Here is a 14,138-nt window from a genome sequence, read left to right as displayed (position 1 = left end):
AGGAAATTTTCAGAAAAAAGTGAAAATAATTTCAGGAAGGTGTTCGGGGGAGGTGTCAGGCCAGTATTAACCGGCCTGCCAGGAGACTCAGGAGCGCGAGATGACCCAGAGATAATCGGACCAGGTCCGCAGTTGGCCGCCATGGGCCTGGACCAGTGCGCGCAGCGCTGCTTGCGGGTTGCGCAGGTCGTAGACGCCGGTGACCTTCTCGGCGGCCAGGTTGTCGTCGGACAGCAGGATCAGCCCGCGATGGTAACGACGCAGTTGCTCCACCAGTTCACCGATGCTCTGGTCATCGGCCACCAGTTGCCCCTGCCGCCAACTGGCGATCTGGGTCGGTTGCAGCCGATGGCGTTCCAGGTGCCGGGTTCCGTAGTCCAGTTGTGCCTGGTCGCCGGCAATCAGGGCGCTGTTCAAGGCTGCCGAATGCAGGCGCTCGTCGCTGACCTTGACCGAACCATGGGTCACGGCGACGTTCAACTGCTCGGGGGCGAGGCGCACCTCGAAGGCGGTGCCGGTGACCCGTATCGAGCCACTACCGGCAGTGACGGTGAAGGGGCGCTGGGGATCCGGAGTGACATCGAAGAAGGCTTCGCCGCGCAGCAGTTCGACATTGCGCTGGCCGTCGCTGAAGTGATCGACCAGGGCGCTGTCGCTGCCAAGGGTGATCCGGGTGCCGTCGTTAAGCTGAACCAGGCGCATCTCGCCCACGCCGCTGGTGTAGTCGGCGCGCCAGTCGGGCAGCACCGGCAGCAGGGCGAGCACCAGCACCGCGGCTGCCGCCGTACCGATCCAGGCACGGCGCCGGCTGCGTGGCGTGCGCCGGATCGGTAGTACTGCGGCCGGCTGTTGGCTGACCGCTGCGGGGGCGGGGCTCCACTGTTCGGCATAACGGGCGGACATACCGCCGCTCAACCGCCAGACACGCTCGGCCTTGCGCCAGGCGGCGGCATGCTCGGGCGCAGCGTTTTGCCAGGCGGCGCAGGCCGCTTGCAGGTCGGGGTCGTCGGGCGCTTGCTGGACGCGCTCGAGCCAGTCCAGGGCGGTCTTCCAGACCGGGTCGTCGGCGAGGGAGGCCTTCATTGGCACACGGTCCTTGCTGGCTTGATGGGCAATCATTGTCGCATTACTCATCGCCTTCTCCCAGTCGCTCGGCACAATGGGTCAAGGCGGCACGCACCAGCGAGTGCGCCAGGCCGACGGAGATGCCCAGGTGGCTGGCGATCTGCTGGAGGGTACAGCCGCCCAGCCGATGCATCTCGAAGGCGACCCGGGTGCGTTCGGGCAGTTCGGCCAGGGCATCTTCCAATTGGCTCAGTTCGTCCTGGTGATACAGCTGGTGTTCGGGCGATGGCGTGTCGGCGGCCAGGGTGTCCAGCAGTTCGGCCCCATCGGGCTGGTACTTGTCGCTGTGCAGGCGCCGGGTCAGGTCCAGGGCCAGGTTGCGCACGATGCGATAGAGGTAGGCCACTGGCCGCTGGACGGGCCGGGTATCACGCCCGTCGAATCGCAGCCAGGCATCCTGCACCACGTCTTCGGCCTGGGCCTGACCGCCGACGATAGGCGCGGCATAGTCGACCAGTGCCTGGCGATTGGCGAGGTAGATATCGAGCTTGGAGTCTGGCTCGGCCATGAAGAGTAGAGGCGCCCTGAAAGTGAGTCATGAACAGCGGGCGCGACTCTACTCGTATTGAGAAGTATTATCAATTGAAGTCTTGCCCACCGACGCGTTCGATGAGCAAGGACTTCACTTTGGATCGGTCAGCTGACGACCCGATAGCACGGTTCATAGGCCGCGCCACCCGGCAGTTTCATCCGGTGCTGGGCCACGAAGGCCTGCAGCAGCTTGTCCAATGGCTGCATGATCTCGGCGTCGCCGTGGATTTCGTACGGGCCGTGTTCCTCGATCAGGCGGATGCCCTTGTCCTTGACGTTGCCGGCGACGATCCCGGAGAACGCCCGGCGCAGGTTGGCCGCCAGTTCGTGGGCCGGCTGGTTGCGGTGCAGCTTGAGGCTGGACATGTTGGCGTGGGTCGGGTCGAACGGGTGCTGGAAGCCCTCGTCGATTTTCAGCAGCCAGTTGAAGTGGAAGGCGTCGTTACGCTCGCGGCGGAACTGCTTGACCGCCTTGAGGCCGAGGGCCATTTCCCGGGCGACCTGCGCCGGATCGTCGATGATGATCTGGTAATGCTTGTACGCCGCTTCGCCCAGGGTTGCGCCAACGAAGGTGTGCAACTGGTGCAGGTAGGCCTCGGCGCTGCGCGGGCCGGTGAGAATCACCGGGAAGGGCAGTTCGTGGTTGTCCGGGTGCATCAGGATGCCCAGCAGATAGAGGAATTCCTCTGCCGTACCGGCACCGCCGGGGAAGATGATGATGCCGTGCCCGACCCGCACGAACGCCTCCAGGCGCTTCTCGATGTCGGGCATGATCACCAGTTCATTGACGATCGGGTTCGGCGCCTCGGCGGCGATGATGCCCGGCTCGGTCAGGCCCAGGTAGCGACCGGTGGTGATGCGCTGCTTGGCATGGGAGATGGTCGCGCCCTTCATCGGTCCCTTCATCACGCCCGGCCCGCAGCCGGTGCAGATGTCCAGGCTGCGCAGGCCCAGCTCGTGGCCGACCTTCTTGGTGTACTGGTACTCCTCGCTGCTGATCGAGTGGCCGCCCCAGCAGACAACCATCTTCGGCTCCAGGCCAGGGCGCAGGGTGCGGGCGTTGCGCAGCAGGTGGAAAACGTAGTCGGTGATGCCCTGGGAACTTTCCAGGTCGATGCGCTGGCTGCCCAGTTCGTTCTCGGTGTAGACGATGTCGCGCAGGGCGCTGAAGAGCATTTCCCGGGTGCTGGCGATCATCTCGCCGTCGACGAAGGCGTCGGCCGGGGCGTTGAGCAGTTCCAGGCGTACGCCGCGATCCTGCTGGTGAATGCGGATCTCGAAGTCCTTGTAGGCTTCGAGAATGGTCTTGGCATTGTCGACGTGGGCGCCGGTATTGAGGATGGCCAGGGCGCACTGGCGGAAGAGGGTGTAGATGCTGCCGGAGCCGGCTTCGCTCAGTTGCTGCACTTCACGTTGGGAAAGGGTTTCAAGGCTGCCCTTGGGGCTGACGGAAGCATTGATTACGGATCGTTGGGTCATTCTCTATTCCATGAAAAGCGGCACGCGAAAAGTGCCCTAGCATAGCTAAATCGAGCGTCGAGGTGTGCCCCGTCGGACGGGGCACTGTTGGCGGGGCGTTATGGGCAGGGTGAGTCAGGGGCGGGTGCTGCCCAGTTGCAGCTCGGCGCACAGGCCGCCGCCTTCGCGGTTGCTCAGGGTCAACGAACCGCCCAGGGCCACCGCCAGTTGCTGGGCAATCGCCAGGCCCAGGCCGGTGCCGCCGGTGCTGCGGTTGCGCGAGCTTTCCACCCGGTAGAACGGCTTGAGGACGTCCTGCAACTGTGCCTCGTCGATTCCCGGACCACGGTCGAGGACCTGGATCGAGATGCTCTGGTTGTCCTTCGAACTGACCACCAGTTGCGCCGCGCCGGCGAACTTCAGGGCGTTGTCCACCAGATTGACCAGCACCCGGCGCAGGGCATGGGGGCGAATCTCGATCAGTGCGCCGTTCTTGCCCTGCAGTTCGACTTCCTGGCCGGTGTCCTGGTAGTCGAAGACCAGGCTGTCGAGGAACGAGTCGAGGTCGATGCGGCAACTGAGTTCGGTTGCACCGTGCACGCTGCGGGCATAGGCAACGCCTTCGCGGACCAGGTGTTCGATTTCCCCCAGGTCCTGCCAGAGTTTGTACTTCTCGGGCGATTCTTCCATGAACTCGGCGCGCAGTTTCATGCGGGTGATGGGCGTCTGCAGGTCATGGGAAATCGCCGCGAGCAGTTGCATGCGTTCCTTGAGGTAGTCGGCGATGCGTTTTTGCATGGCGTTGAACGCCGTGGCGGCATGGGCGACTTCCGATGGGCCACTTTCGTCCAGCTGCACCGCATGGGTGTTGGGGTCGAGGTTCTCCACCGCCTGGGCCAGGCGGGTCAGCGGGCGGACCGCGATACGCACCGCCAGCCAGGTACAGCCGAGCATCAGCAGCAGTTGCCCGAACAGTACCGCTGGCAGCCAGGTCGACATCGGTGCGAGCGAGGGGCGCACGTCGATGGTCACCGGGCTGCCGTCCTTGAGGGTCAGGTGTGCCTGGAAGTGCTTTTTCGGCCCAGGGATATCGCTGAAGGTCACCGGATAGTCAGGCCCCAGGGCTTCCTCGATCGAGGGCACGGCGATCGGCAACTCGCCCGGGCTCATGGGCACGCCGGGCGTGCCTTCGTCGAGCAGGTAGCCGTAGTTGTGTCGTGCCAGGCGTGGCAGCCAGCTGGCGCGCTCGATTGCCGGCAGGCGTTCGAGGATGGCGATGGAGGTCGCGACGTCGGTTTCCAGGTTGCCGAGCATGGCGTTCTTGGCGCTTTCATAACGCTCGTAGGATTGCGCGCCGAACGACAGCGCCTGGGCCAGGATCAGGCACACCAGGAAGATCAGCGACAGCCGCGAGGCCAGGGTGCGCGGCCAGTGCAGGACGCGTCTCATGCTTGCGCCCCGAGCAATTCGACCGGCAGCGAGAACACGTAGCCCTCACTGCGCACGGTCTTGATGTAGGCCGGTTCACGGGCGTCGTCGAGCAGGCGCTGGCGCAGGCGGCTGACCAGCAGGTCGATGGAGCGGTCGAACAGGTCGGCGTCGCGGCCCTGGGTGAGGTTGAGCAACTGGTCGCGGTTGAGCACCCGCTGCGGGTGGTCGAGGAACACCCGCAGCAGGCGGTATTCGGCACCGCTCAGGGCGACCATGGTGCCGTCCTCATCAAGAAGGTGGCGCGCGGTGGTATCCAGTTTCCAGCGCCCGAAGCCCAGCAGGCGACCGCTTTCGGTCACCACCAGGTTCGGTGGCAGCATCCGCGTGCGGCGCAGCACGGCGTTGATCCGTGCCAGCAGCTCGCGGGCGGCGAATGGCTTGACCAGGTAGTCGTCGGCGCCCATTTCGAGGCCGATGATCCGGTCGGTTTCGTCGTTGCGGGCGGTCAGCATCAGCACCGGGGTGGTCTTGTGCTTGCCGGCGCGCAGCTCGCGGCACAGCAGCAGGCCGTCGTCGCCAGGCATCATGATGTCGAGCACGATCAGGTCCACGGGAGTGGTTTCCAGGAAGGCGCGCATTTGCCGGCCATCGGCGACTACCGTAGTGCGCAGGCCGTTCTTCTTCAGGTAGTTGCCGACCAGCTCCCTGATTTCCCGGTCATCGTCCACGATCAAGATGTGATCGACATGTTCCATCGGTCCAACCTCTGTCAAAAATGGGGTATGGCGCAGTCTAACCACAAGCACTGCGTTTGCCTGCTGCTGTTTGTATTGCAGTGTATCTGGCGCGAAACGGATACATGGATATGCAAAAAAGCCTGCTCGGGCTCACCGTCTCCAACCTCGGTCATTTGCACAAGATCGTTCACCGTTGCCATATAGGCGGGATGCCCCATGGCTGGCTGAGCCAGCCGTGTGTATGGCTTTGTATCAGGCGGCGCTCCAGACACTTGAGCTTTAATTGCGGGCCGTTCGCGACACATCCGGGATACCTGGCGGGCGTTCAATGAGCTCCATCGAGGCAACGCGACTCGACCTCGCTGAAGCCAACCAGAAGGAAATGACCATGAACAGCAAAGCCCTTTTCGCCGCCTGCCTTTTCGCTGCACTGAATGTCTGCACCCTGTCGGCCCGTGCCGAGTCCCAGGTTCAGCCGCAACCGGAAACCTACCGCTACGGCAGCCACCTGGATGTGCGCAAGGTGTTGTCGCTGAGTCAGGACGATGGCCCGGAGTGCAGCGTGGTCAACGCTCGCATGACCTACCTCGATTCCCAGGGTGAGCAACACATTCTTGCCTACCGCAAGTTCTCCGATATCTGCCACGAAGGGAGTTGAGCCTTGGAACGCTTCGCCCTTGCCGTGTTGAGCCTTTTATTCCTGATACGAGAGTGCATGCCATGAACCACGTTGGAACCTACCTGAGTGCGATCGCTTTCTCCCTGGCTGGCGCTGCAGTACACGCCAATGCCGCTACCGAAAAACGCCAGTGCCCGGACGGCCATTGCTTCCAGCTGACCCCGGTGGGCGAGCAGCAAAGGTCTCCACTGCTGAGCGAGAACGGCTCAAGCCACACGCCTCAGGGGCGCCATGTGGACGACATGCCGGCCTGAGCCACCCCGCGCCGCCCCTTGCTCCAAGTCGGACAAGTGGCGGCGGGCAAGCCCTAACGGACAAAAGATAGCGAGCAACTCCCAATATCCCGCTGCCCGGTTCCCTGTCCTTGTGCGGGGCGTTAGGCTGCGCCGCTATATAAATAACCCTATAGCGGTGGAGTGCCAGCATGAGCAAGCAACGGTGGAAGATGGCCATGGGGGGATTGGCCTTGTCGCTGTCCCTGGCAGCCCAGGCGGCAGATACCTTGCACGTTACCTACGCCGGTTCCATGGGCGTGGTCATGGACAAGTCCCTCGGCCCGGCCTTTGCCCGCGAGCACCAGGTGACCTACCAGGGGCAGGGCGAGGGCGCCTACGGCCTGGCGCGCCTGTTGGCCTCGAAGAAGGTGGTCGCCGATGTATTCGTTTCGATCACGCCGGGGCCGATCGAGATTCTGCGCCAGGCCGGACTGGTGGATACCGCGGTGCCGGTGGCCAGTACGCGGATGGTGATTGCCTATAACCCCAAGAGCACGTTCGCCAAGGCGTTCGAGGCCAGCCAGGCGGCGGATGCCAGCCAGGCCTGGTGGCAGGTGCTGCAACAGCCGGGGCTGCGCTTTGGTCGCACCGATGCGGCGACCGATCCCCAGGGCCAGAACATTGTCTTCGCCATGCAACTGGCCGAGAAATACTACCGTCAGCCGGGCCTGGCACAGAAAATCCTTGGCGAGGTACAGAACCCGGCGCAGGTGTTTGGCGAAGGTGGCCTGCTGACCCGCCTGGAGGCCGGGCAGGTGGACGCAGCCTCGGGCTACGAGAGTGCGACCCTGTCGGCGCACCTGCCCTATGTGGCGTTGCCGGACGAGATCAACCTGAGCAACCCGCAGTTCGCCAGGGACTGGTACGACACCGTCAGCATCAGCCTCAAGGACAAGAACGGCAAGGACCAGGTCGTTCATCCGCAGCCGCTGGTGTTTTACGCGACCGTGCTGAAAAACGCGCCCAACCCCGAGCAGGCCAAGGCTTTCGTCGGCTTCCTGCAGTCGGCTGAAGGCCAGGCGCTGTTTGCCCACGCAGGCTACGGCAAGCCCAAGGGCGAGGCGCTGGTCAACTGAGCGGCTGGCTGGTGAGTCCCCGGCTGTCTGCCTGGCTCTGCGTGCCTGCGGCGCTGCTGTTGGGACTGCCGTTTTTCGCTCTGGCCAGGGAGACGGCCTGGAGTGATCTGCAACTGGCCTATGGCGATTGGAGCGCCCTCGGTGTTTCGCTCGGCTTGAGTGCGTTGTCCTGTCTATTGATCGTGCTGCTCGGGTTGCCGCTTGCCCGTTGGCTGGCGCGCACGCATTCGGTGTTCAAGCGGGCCGTGGAATCGCTGGTATTGATGGCGCTGTTGACGCCGCCGTTGGCCATGGGGATCGTGCTGGTTTCGGCCTATGGTCCCTATGGTGCACTTGGCGAGCCACTGGGCCGGTTGGGTATCACCCTGAGCAACAACATTCCGGCGTTCGTCCTGGCCCAGTTGTATGGCGGGTTGTCCTACTTCGTGCTGGCGGCCCGCTCGGCGTTCGAGGCGGTGCCGCTGTCCCTTGAAGAGGCGGCCCGTGGCCTGGGCTGCTCGGCTGCGGGGGTGATGAGGCGTGTCACCTTGCCATTGGCGGCACGGGCCCTGGCTGCGGGGCTGGCGATCGTCTGGGTGAGGGTGATCGGCGAGTTCGGCATTGTCATGGTCTTTGCCTATTTTCCCCAGGGCATACCGGTCAAGCTGTTCGTCAACTTGCAGAACGAAGGGGTGGAGGCGGTCTATGCCTTGCTCTGGCTGTTGCTACTGGTGACCCTGCCGTTCCCGCTGTGGTGCCTGTCGGCGTTTGGGCGCAACGCGAGCTGGACGCGGGGGTGAGGGGTAATGTTCGCGGTTAAAAAAAAGCTACTGCACGGGGAGTACAGTAGCTGAAGTCTTAACCAAAGGATGATGAAGAAGAGTACGGCCCAATGACTGTTCCGGCAGTGGCCGGAAACCGATTGAGGCATAACTTTGCCATCGGGGTGCACAGTACCAGTGCTGCCCGCTTATCGCTTATCAGTCGCATCAATAGTGATTATTGATACAAACCTACCCGATTGTGTCGAGTAGCGTGCTAGAGCCCTGCCTTGGGCTTTAGCCCATTCCTTGTGGTGACCGGCCTGCTGGCGATAACAGTGCCACTGTCGGTCATGATTTCGGTGGATGGCCGCCTTTGGCGGATCGCCAGCAAGCCGGCTCCTACAAAGGCAGGGTCAGGCTTCAGTCATTCGCTGAAGTCGGCGTACTCGGCACCCATGCGTCCGTTGCGCTTGATCCGGTACAACAACTCATCGACCTTTTCGACGAAGCCCAGCGCTGGCTCTTCGACAGCGGCGCGGGTGGTGCCGACCCCGAGACTGATGCTCAACAGTTCCGATACTGCCGACTTCTCATGGGCAATCTGTTGCTGGCGAACCAGCTGCAGGCATTTCTGTGCCACCTGCCTGGCTTTTTCCGCTGGCGTTTCGGGCAGCAGCCAGACGAACTCCTCGCCACCGATCCGGGCAATGAAGTCCCGTGGCCGGTTGGTGGCCCGAGCCAGGGTCTGGGCCACCTGGCGCAGGGCTTCGTCACCCTTGATGTGGCCGTAGTGGTCGTTGTACTGCTTGAAGAAGTCGATATCCAGGATGATCAGCGACAGCGGCAGTTGGCTGCTCTGGGCCTGTTCCCACTCGCGGGCGAGGATGGTGTCGAACATGCGGCGGTTGGCGATGCCGGTCAGTCCATCCTGGAACGAATACTCCTCCAGCTGTTTCTGCAGGCGCACCAGGTGTTCCTCGGTTTTCTTGCGTTCGCTGATGTCGAACATGAACCCGATCAGCGCCTCGACTTCCCCGTCCTTGCGCACCACATGCACCACATCGCGTATCCATACGTACTCACCGTCGCGGGTCAGGGCGCGGTAGTCGGCCTCGTGGTCGACGCCGGCCTTGGATTGCGAGACGCAGAAGTTCACCACGTATTCGCGATCGTCCGGGTGCATGCGCGAGACCCAGTCATCAATACCGACCCAGCTGTCCTGGGCCCAGCCGAGCAGTGTCTCGATCTGCGGGCCGATGTAGCTGAAGGTCATGGTCTGCCAGTCGATTCGCCAGGGAATGGCCTTGGTCGATTCGAGCAGGGTCTTGTAGACATCGCTATCGGTTTCGGTGGCAGACGGGGTGCTCATGATCGATCAGGATTCACAGTAGGAGGGGGGCGGCTAGAATGTTGCCCGCAGGCCCTGGAATCAAGGTCCAGGCGATGCAAGGCAAGGTATTTCACCTTCTCCGGCACAACCGGTGTGGTAAAAGCAGTGACGCATGGGCTTTTTGAGCGTCTACGACTAGAATCCGCGACGTTATCATCATCAGCGTCGATATAGGCCTAAGAGAAAAGGGGACCTTAATGATCATCAAACCACGCGTTCGTGGCTTTATCTGTGTGACCACTCATCCAGTGGGCTGCGAAGCCAACGTCAAGCAACAGATTGACTACGTCACCCAGCAAGGCCCGGTCAATGACGGACCGAAGAACGTCCTGGTGCTCGGCGCCTCTACCGGCTATGGCCTGGCTGCACGCATCACCGCCGCATTCGGTTGCGGTGCCAACACCCTCGGCGTGTTCTTCGAGCGCGAAGGCGACGAAGGCAAGCTGGGCACCGCCGGCTGGTACAACAGCGCCGCTTTCCACAAGTTCGCCGAGGCCAAGGGCCTGTACACCAAGAGCATCAACGGCGACGCCTTCTCCGACGAAGTCAAGCGCCTGACCATCGAAACCATCAAGCGCGACATGGGCAAGATCGACCTGGTGGTCTACAGCCTGGCGGCGCCACGCCGTACCGACCCGAAAACCGGTGAAGTCTACAGCTCGACGCTCAAGCCGATCGGCAAGTCGATCACCCAGCGCGGTCTGAACACTGACAAGGAAGTGGTTGCCGAAACCACCCTGGAGCAGGCTACCGAGGAAGAAATCGCCGGTACCGTCAAGGTCATGGGCGGTGAAGACTGGCAGCTGTGGATCGACGCCCTGGACGAAGCCGGCGTGCTGGCCGAAGGCGCCAAGACCACCGCGTTCACCTACCTGGGCGAAAAGGTCACCCACGACATCTACTGGAACGGTTCGATTGGCGCGGCCAAGAAGGACCTGGACCAGAAGGTCCTGGCGATCCGCGAGCGCCTGGCGGCCAAGGGCGGCGACGCCCGTGTGTCGGTACTCAAGGCCGTGGTCACCCAGGCCAGCTCGGCCATCCCGATCATGCCGCTGTACCTGTCGCTGCTGTTCAAGGTGATGAAGGAGCAGGGCGTCCACGAAGGTTGCATCGAGCAGGTCTATGGCCTGTACAAGGACAGCCTGTATTCGCCAACCCCGATCCTCGACGAAGACGGCCGCCTGCGTGCCGACTACAAGGAACTGGCGCCTGAGGTGCAGGACCTGGTGGCCAAGCTGTGGAACGAAGTGACCACCGAGAACCTCAACGAACTGACCGATTTCGCCGGCTACAAGGCCGAGTTCCTGCGTCTGTTCGGCTTCGGTGTCGAAGGTGTGGACTACGATGCCGACGTCAGCCCTGACGTGGCGATCGCCAACCTGATCCAGGCTTGAGTCGCGCCTGAGGCCTTGAACGATCCGTGCGGTGGCACCGCGCGGGTCGTCGCCTGAAGATGAACGCAGGTGCCAGCCCTGGCGCCTGCGGCTCACCCCTCCCTCGGGCAAGCGCCCGTCGTTGTACCTTTCGTCCCGTGTCCCGCTGCTTCAGCCTGCCAGTCGTTGCATCTTTGCCCAGTGCCCTGGCGCCAGGCCGAAGGTGGTACGGAATTGCCGGTTCATGTGGCTCTGGTCGGAGAACCCGGCCATCAACGCTGCTTCACTCAGCGAATGACCCTGCGCCAGCAATGAACGCACCAGGTCCAGCCGACGCATGCTCAGGTAGCGATAGGGGCTGGTACCGAACAGCAGGCGAAAATCCCGGCTCAGGGCCCAGCGATCGCGACCACTGTACTCGGCCAGTTCATCGAGGGTCACGGTGCGATCCAGGGCGCTGTGCATGAACTCCCTGGCACGTTCCGCTGCCTGGTAATCGAAACTGCGCCGCCTGACCGGTGCGCCGCACACCGCATTCAGCGCATGGGCCAGTTCGAAGATCGCATCCTCTTCCTCCAGCGGATCGAGCGCATTGTCCATGCTCTGCAACAGGGTTTCGGTGGCGATCCGCAGGCGTGGGTCGGCGCTCAGACCGCCAGGAATGAAGGGCAGGGGCTGGCCACCGAGAGCCGCCTGGATCAGCGAAGGCTGAAGGTAGATCATCCGGTACTGGAAGCCGTCGTGGGTGCCGGCCTGGCCATCGTGGACCTCATCCGGGTGCAGCACCATGGTCCCGCCGGGCAGGCTGTGACGCTGGCTGCCGCGGTACTTGAAGCTCTGCACGCCGGCCAGGGTGCGGCCGATCGCATAGGTATCGTGGCGATGGGGGCTGAAGCGATGGCCATGGAAGAACGCTTCGAAACGTTCCACATGGCTGGTCTGTGGTGCGCGGTGCACCCAGTCGATGATCGGCGTGTGTGTGCCCATGGTCCTGCCTGTTTTTATTTCTTTATTACCGCACCGATAGTAAAGGAAAACACCGGAAGGCGCCGCTTTGTCGCACGTCCCCGGTTTAGGGGCACAGGTCGGGCATGGACGGGTCTGTTAGAATCGGCAGACTTTGATACAGCGAGGTTGATCGATGAGCGAACCCATTCGCCTGACCCAGTACAGCCACGGCGCCGGCTGCGGCTGCAAGATTTCGCCCCAGGTGCTGGAGGTGATCCTGGCTGGCAGCGGTGCCCAGAACCTCGACCCGAAACTCTGGGTCGGCAACGCCTCGCGCGACGATGCGGCGGTGTACGCCATCGACGAAGAACGCGGCGTGGTGTCGACCACCGATTTCTTCATGCCGATCGTCGACGATCCCTTCGACTTCGGACGCATTGCCGCCACCAACGCCATCAGCGACATCTATGCGATGGGCGGCGACCCGTTGATGGCCATCGCGATTCTCGGCTGGCCGGTGAACGTGCTGAGGCCTGAGGTCGCCCGCGAGGTGATTCGCGGTGGGCGTGCGGTGTGTGACGCCGCCGGCATCCCGCTGGCCGGTGGGCACTCGATCGATGCCCCCGAGCCGATCTTCGGCCTGGCCGTCACCGGGCTGGTGGACAAGCGCAACATGAAGCGCAACGACACCGCCACTGCCGGCAGCATCCTCTACCTGACCAAGCCCTTGGGCATTGGCGTGCTGACCACTGCGGAAAAGAAAGGCAAGCTGCGCAGCGAAGACGTCGGCGTGGCGTGTGACTGGATGTGCACCCTGAACAAGCCCGGCAGCCGTTTCGGCAAGTTGCCGGGGGTGACCGCGATGACCGACGTCACCGGTTTCGGCCTGCTCGGTCACCTGGTGGAAATGGCCGATGGCAGCGGTCTGACCGCGCGCATCGTGTACGAGCAGGTGCCGCGCCTGCCGACGGTCGAGTATTACCTGGAGCAGGGCTGCATTCCTGGCGGTACGCTGCGCAACTTCGACAGTTATGCCAGCAAGGTCGGCCCGCTGCGCGAACTGCACAAGCGGGTGCTGTGCGACCCGCAGACCAGCGGCGGCCTGCTGATAGCCGTCACCCCCGAGGGGCAGGCGCAGTTCCTCTCCGTCGCCGCCGAGCTGGGCCTGAGTCTCGAGCCCATCGGCCAACTGGTGGAGCGACAGAGCCATGCGGTAGAGGTGTCCTGATGCCAGGCGATATCACCGACTACCGCAAGCTGTTTCTTGATGATGTGCCGATGATGGATACCCGGGCACCGGTCGAATTTGCCAAGGGCTCCTTCCCCGGCGTCGTCAACCTGCCGCTGATGAGCGACCTGGAACGTCAGCGCGTGGGTACCTGCTACAAGCAGCACGGCCAGCAGGCGGCGATCGTCCTCGGTCACCAACTGGTGTCTGGCGAGGTCAAGGCGGCCCGGTTGCAGGCCTGGGTCGATTTCACCAGGGCGCATCCGGATGGGGTGCTCTACTGTTTCCGCGGTGGCCTGCGTTCGCAGATCGTCCAGCAATGGCTCAAGCAGGATGCAGGCATCGACTTCCCGCGGGTGGCGGGCGGCTACAAGGCCATGCGGACCTTCCTGATGCAGGCCGTCGAGCAGGCGGTGGCACAAACCGACTTCGTCCTGCTGGGCGGCATGACCGGCACCGGCAAGACCGACGTCATCCTCCAGTTGGACAACAGCCTGGACCTGGAAGGGCATGCCAATCATCGTGGTTCCAGCTTCGGCAAGCGGGCCACCGGGCAGCCGTCCAACATCGATTTCGAGAACCGCCTGGCAGTGGACCTGCTGAAGAAGCGTGCCCGTGGTATCGAACAGTTCGTGGTCGAGGACGAGAGCCGCATGGTCGGGCGCTGTGCCTTGCCGCTGGCGCTGTACCAGGGCATGCAGCGCTTTTCCATGGTCTGGCTCGAGGACAGCGTGGAGAGCCGCGTCGAGCGTATCCTGCGTGACTACGTGGTGCAGCTGTGTGCGGAGTTCATCGCCGTTCATGGGGACAACGGCTTCAAATTGTTCAGCGAACGTTTGCTCGGCAGCCTGGACAACATCCACAAGCGCCTGGGCGGCGAGTGCCATGGGCGGATGCGGGCACTGATGGCCGATGCCCTGGTCGAGCAGGAGCGCAGTGGTGCTGTCGACCTGCACCGGGCCTGGATCCTGGGGCTGCTCAACGAGTACTACGACCCGATGTACGTATTCCAGCGCGAGAAGAAGGGCGCGCGGATCGAGTTCGCGGGCGATCAGTCAGCGGTGCTGGAATATCTCGGGAACCGGACACGACGCTGAGAGAGCTGATCCGGCTCCCACAAGTCCGGTTCCATATGGAAAAGCGG

14 protein-coding genes are annotated in these 14,138 nt (G+C 63.2%); 7 read left to right on the top strand and 7 right to left on the bottom strand.

The window, feature by feature from the left end:
* Window positions 1-87: 87 nt before the first annotated feature.
* The 5 genes from AC6I6U_RS22320 to AC6I6U_RS22300 all read right to left on the bottom strand — a co-directional run bounded on the left by AC6I6U_RS22320 (window position 88) and on the right by AC6I6U_RS22300 (window position 5,300).
* Entirely contained in the window at window positions 88-1,134 is a 1,047-nt protein-coding gene (locus AC6I6U_RS22320; protein ID WP_497878195.1) for a FecR family protein, read from the bottom strand.
* Entirely contained in the window at window positions 1,127-1,633 is a 507-nt protein-coding gene (locus AC6I6U_RS22315) for a sigma-70 family RNA polymerase sigma factor (protein ID WP_497878194.1), read from the bottom strand. The genes AC6I6U_RS22320 and AC6I6U_RS22315 overlap by 8 nt, the downstream gene beginning before the upstream one ends.
* A gap of 128 nt (window positions 1,634-1,761) precedes the next feature.
* Window positions 1,762-3,135 carry a nucleotide 5'-monophosphate nucleosidase PpnN gene (ppnN, locus tag AC6I6U_RS22310; protein WP_497878193.1) on the bottom strand — a complete coding sequence of 458 codons (1,374 nt, stop codon included), beginning with the start codon at window positions 3,133-3,135 and terminating at the stop codon, window positions 1,762-1,764.
* 114 nt (window positions 3,136-3,249) lie between these two features.
* Window positions 3,250-4,563: an ATP-binding protein gene (locus AC6I6U_RS22305; RefSeq protein WP_497878192.1), complete on the bottom strand. Its 1,314-nt coding sequence runs from the start codon at window positions 4,561-4,563 to the stop codon at window positions 3,250-3,252.
* Entirely contained in the window at window positions 4,560-5,300 is a 741-nt protein-coding gene (locus AC6I6U_RS22300; RefSeq protein ID WP_497878191.1) for a response regulator, read from the bottom strand. The genes AC6I6U_RS22305 and AC6I6U_RS22300 overlap by 4 nt, the downstream gene beginning before the upstream one ends.
* A 370-nt stretch (window positions 5,301-5,670) precedes the next feature.
* On the opposite strand from AC6I6U_RS22300, the gene AC6I6U_RS22295 reads away from it, so the two are divergent.
* The 4 genes from AC6I6U_RS22295 to AC6I6U_RS22280 all read left to right on the top strand — a co-directional run bounded on the left by AC6I6U_RS22295 (window position 5,671) and on the right by AC6I6U_RS22280 (window position 8,091).
* The gene (locus tag AC6I6U_RS22295; RefSeq protein WP_497878190.1) at window positions 5,671-5,940 is read left to right on the top strand and encodes a DUF2790 domain-containing protein; all 270 of its coding nucleotides are present in this window, start codon (window positions 5,671-5,673) and stop codon (window positions 5,938-5,940) included.
* A gap of 62 nt (window positions 5,941-6,002) precedes the next feature.
* Complete coding sequence (locus tag AC6I6U_RS22290) at window positions 6,003-6,215, top strand: hypothetical protein (RefSeq protein WP_497878189.1); 213 nt, start codon at window positions 6,003-6,005, stop codon at window positions 6,213-6,215.
* 170 nt (window positions 6,216-6,385) lie between these two features.
* Window positions 6,386-7,312: an extracellular solute-binding protein gene (locus tag AC6I6U_RS22285; RefSeq protein ID WP_497878188.1), complete on the top strand. Its 927-nt coding sequence runs from the start codon at window positions 6,386-6,388 to the stop codon at window positions 7,310-7,312.
* 11 nt (window positions 7,313-7,323) lie between these two features.
* Complete coding sequence (locus tag AC6I6U_RS22280) at window positions 7,324-8,091, top strand: ABC transporter permease subunit (RefSeq protein WP_497878187.1); 768 nt, start codon at window positions 7,324-7,326, stop codon at window positions 8,089-8,091.
* 388 nt (window positions 8,092-8,479) lie between these two features.
* Here AC6I6U_RS22280 and AC6I6U_RS22275 read toward each other — a convergent pair whose 3' ends face one another.
* Entirely contained in the window at window positions 8,480-9,424 is a 945-nt protein-coding gene (locus AC6I6U_RS22275) for a GGDEF domain-containing protein (RefSeq protein ID WP_497878186.1), read from the bottom strand.
* Window positions 9,425-9,642: 218 nt separating this feature from the next.
* On the opposite strand from AC6I6U_RS22275, the gene fabV reads away from it, so the two are divergent.
* Window positions 9,643-10,839, top strand: a complete 1,197-nt coding sequence (gene fabV / locus AC6I6U_RS22270) for an enoyl-ACP reductase FabV (protein WP_497878185.1) — start codon at window positions 9,643-9,645, stop codon at window positions 10,837-10,839.
* Window positions 10,840-10,989: 150 nt separating this feature from the next.
* On the opposite strand, the gene AC6I6U_RS22265 is transcribed toward fabV, so the two are convergent.
* Complete coding sequence (locus tag AC6I6U_RS22265) at window positions 10,990-11,805, bottom strand: AraC family transcriptional regulator (RefSeq protein WP_497878184.1); 816 nt, start codon at window positions 11,803-11,805, stop codon at window positions 10,990-10,992.
* A gap of 154 nt (window positions 11,806-11,959) precedes the next feature.
* Between AC6I6U_RS22265 and selD the strand changes: the two genes are divergently transcribed.
* Complete coding sequence (gene selD / locus AC6I6U_RS22260) at window positions 11,960-12,994, top strand: selenide, water dikinase SelD (RefSeq protein WP_497878183.1); 1,035 nt, start codon at window positions 11,960-11,962, stop codon at window positions 12,992-12,994.
* The gene (gene mnmH, locus AC6I6U_RS22255; RefSeq protein WP_497878182.1) at window positions 12,994-14,091 is read left to right on the top strand and encodes a tRNA 2-selenouridine(34) synthase MnmH; all 1,098 of its coding nucleotides are present in this window, start codon (window positions 12,994-12,996) and stop codon (window positions 14,089-14,091) included. Before selD ends, mnmH begins: the two co-directional genes overlap by 1 nt.
* Window positions 14,092-14,138: the final 47 nt, after the last annotated feature.

The sequence above is a fragment of the Pseudomonas sp. UTLPPB19802 genome (genome assembly GCF_059730225.1).
This window is presented reverse-complemented; position numbering and strand designations above follow the sequence as displayed.

What these genes read in the sequence shown, in the direction of transcription:
- mnmH (WP_497878182.1), top strand. Translation starts at nt 12,994, where the DNA reads ATGCCAGGCGATATCACCGACTACCGCAAGCTGTTTCTTGATGATGTG.
- AC6I6U_RS22315 (WP_497878194.1), bottom strand. Translation starts at nt 1,633, where the DNA reads ATGGCCGAGCCAGACTCCAAGCTCGATATCTACCTCGCCAATCGCCAG.
- ppnN (WP_497878193.1), bottom strand. Translation starts at nt 3,135, where the DNA reads ATGACCCAACGATCCGTAATCAATGCTTCCGTCAGCCCCAAGGGCAGC.
- AC6I6U_RS22275 (WP_497878186.1), bottom strand. Translation starts at nt 9,424, where the DNA reads ATGAGCACCCCGTCTGCCACCGAAACCGATAGCGATGTCTACAAGACC.
- AC6I6U_RS22295 (WP_497878190.1), top strand. Translation starts at nt 5,671, where the DNA reads ATGAACAGCAAAGCCCTTTTCGCCGCCTGCCTTTTCGCTGCACTGAAT.
- selD (WP_497878183.1), top strand. Translation starts at nt 11,960, where the DNA reads ATGAGCGAACCCATTCGCCTGACCCAGTACAGCCACGGCGCCGGCTGC.
- fabV (WP_497878185.1), top strand. Translation starts at nt 9,643, where the DNA reads ATGATCATCAAACCACGCGTTCGTGGCTTTATCTGTGTGACCACTCAT.
- AC6I6U_RS22265 (WP_497878184.1), bottom strand. Translation starts at nt 11,805, where the DNA reads ATGGGCACACACACGCCGATCATCGACTGGGTGCACCGCGCACCACAG.
- AC6I6U_RS22305 (WP_497878192.1), bottom strand. Translation starts at nt 4,563, where the DNA reads ATGAGACGCGTCCTGCACTGGCCGCGCACCCTGGCCTCGCGGCTGTCG.
- AC6I6U_RS22320 (WP_497878195.1), bottom strand. Translation starts at nt 1,134, where the DNA reads ATGAGTAATGCGACAATGATTGCCCATCAAGCCAGCAAGGACCGTGTG.
- AC6I6U_RS22290 (WP_497878189.1), top strand. Translation starts at nt 6,003, where the DNA reads ATGAACCACGTTGGAACCTACCTGAGTGCGATCGCTTTCTCCCTGGCT.
- AC6I6U_RS22285 (WP_497878188.1), top strand. Translation starts at nt 6,386, where the DNA reads ATGAGCAAGCAACGGTGGAAGATGGCCATGGGGGGATTGGCCTTGTCG.
- AC6I6U_RS22300 (WP_497878191.1), bottom strand. Translation starts at nt 5,300, where the DNA reads ATGGAACATGTCGATCACATCTTGATCGTGGACGATGACCGGGAAATC.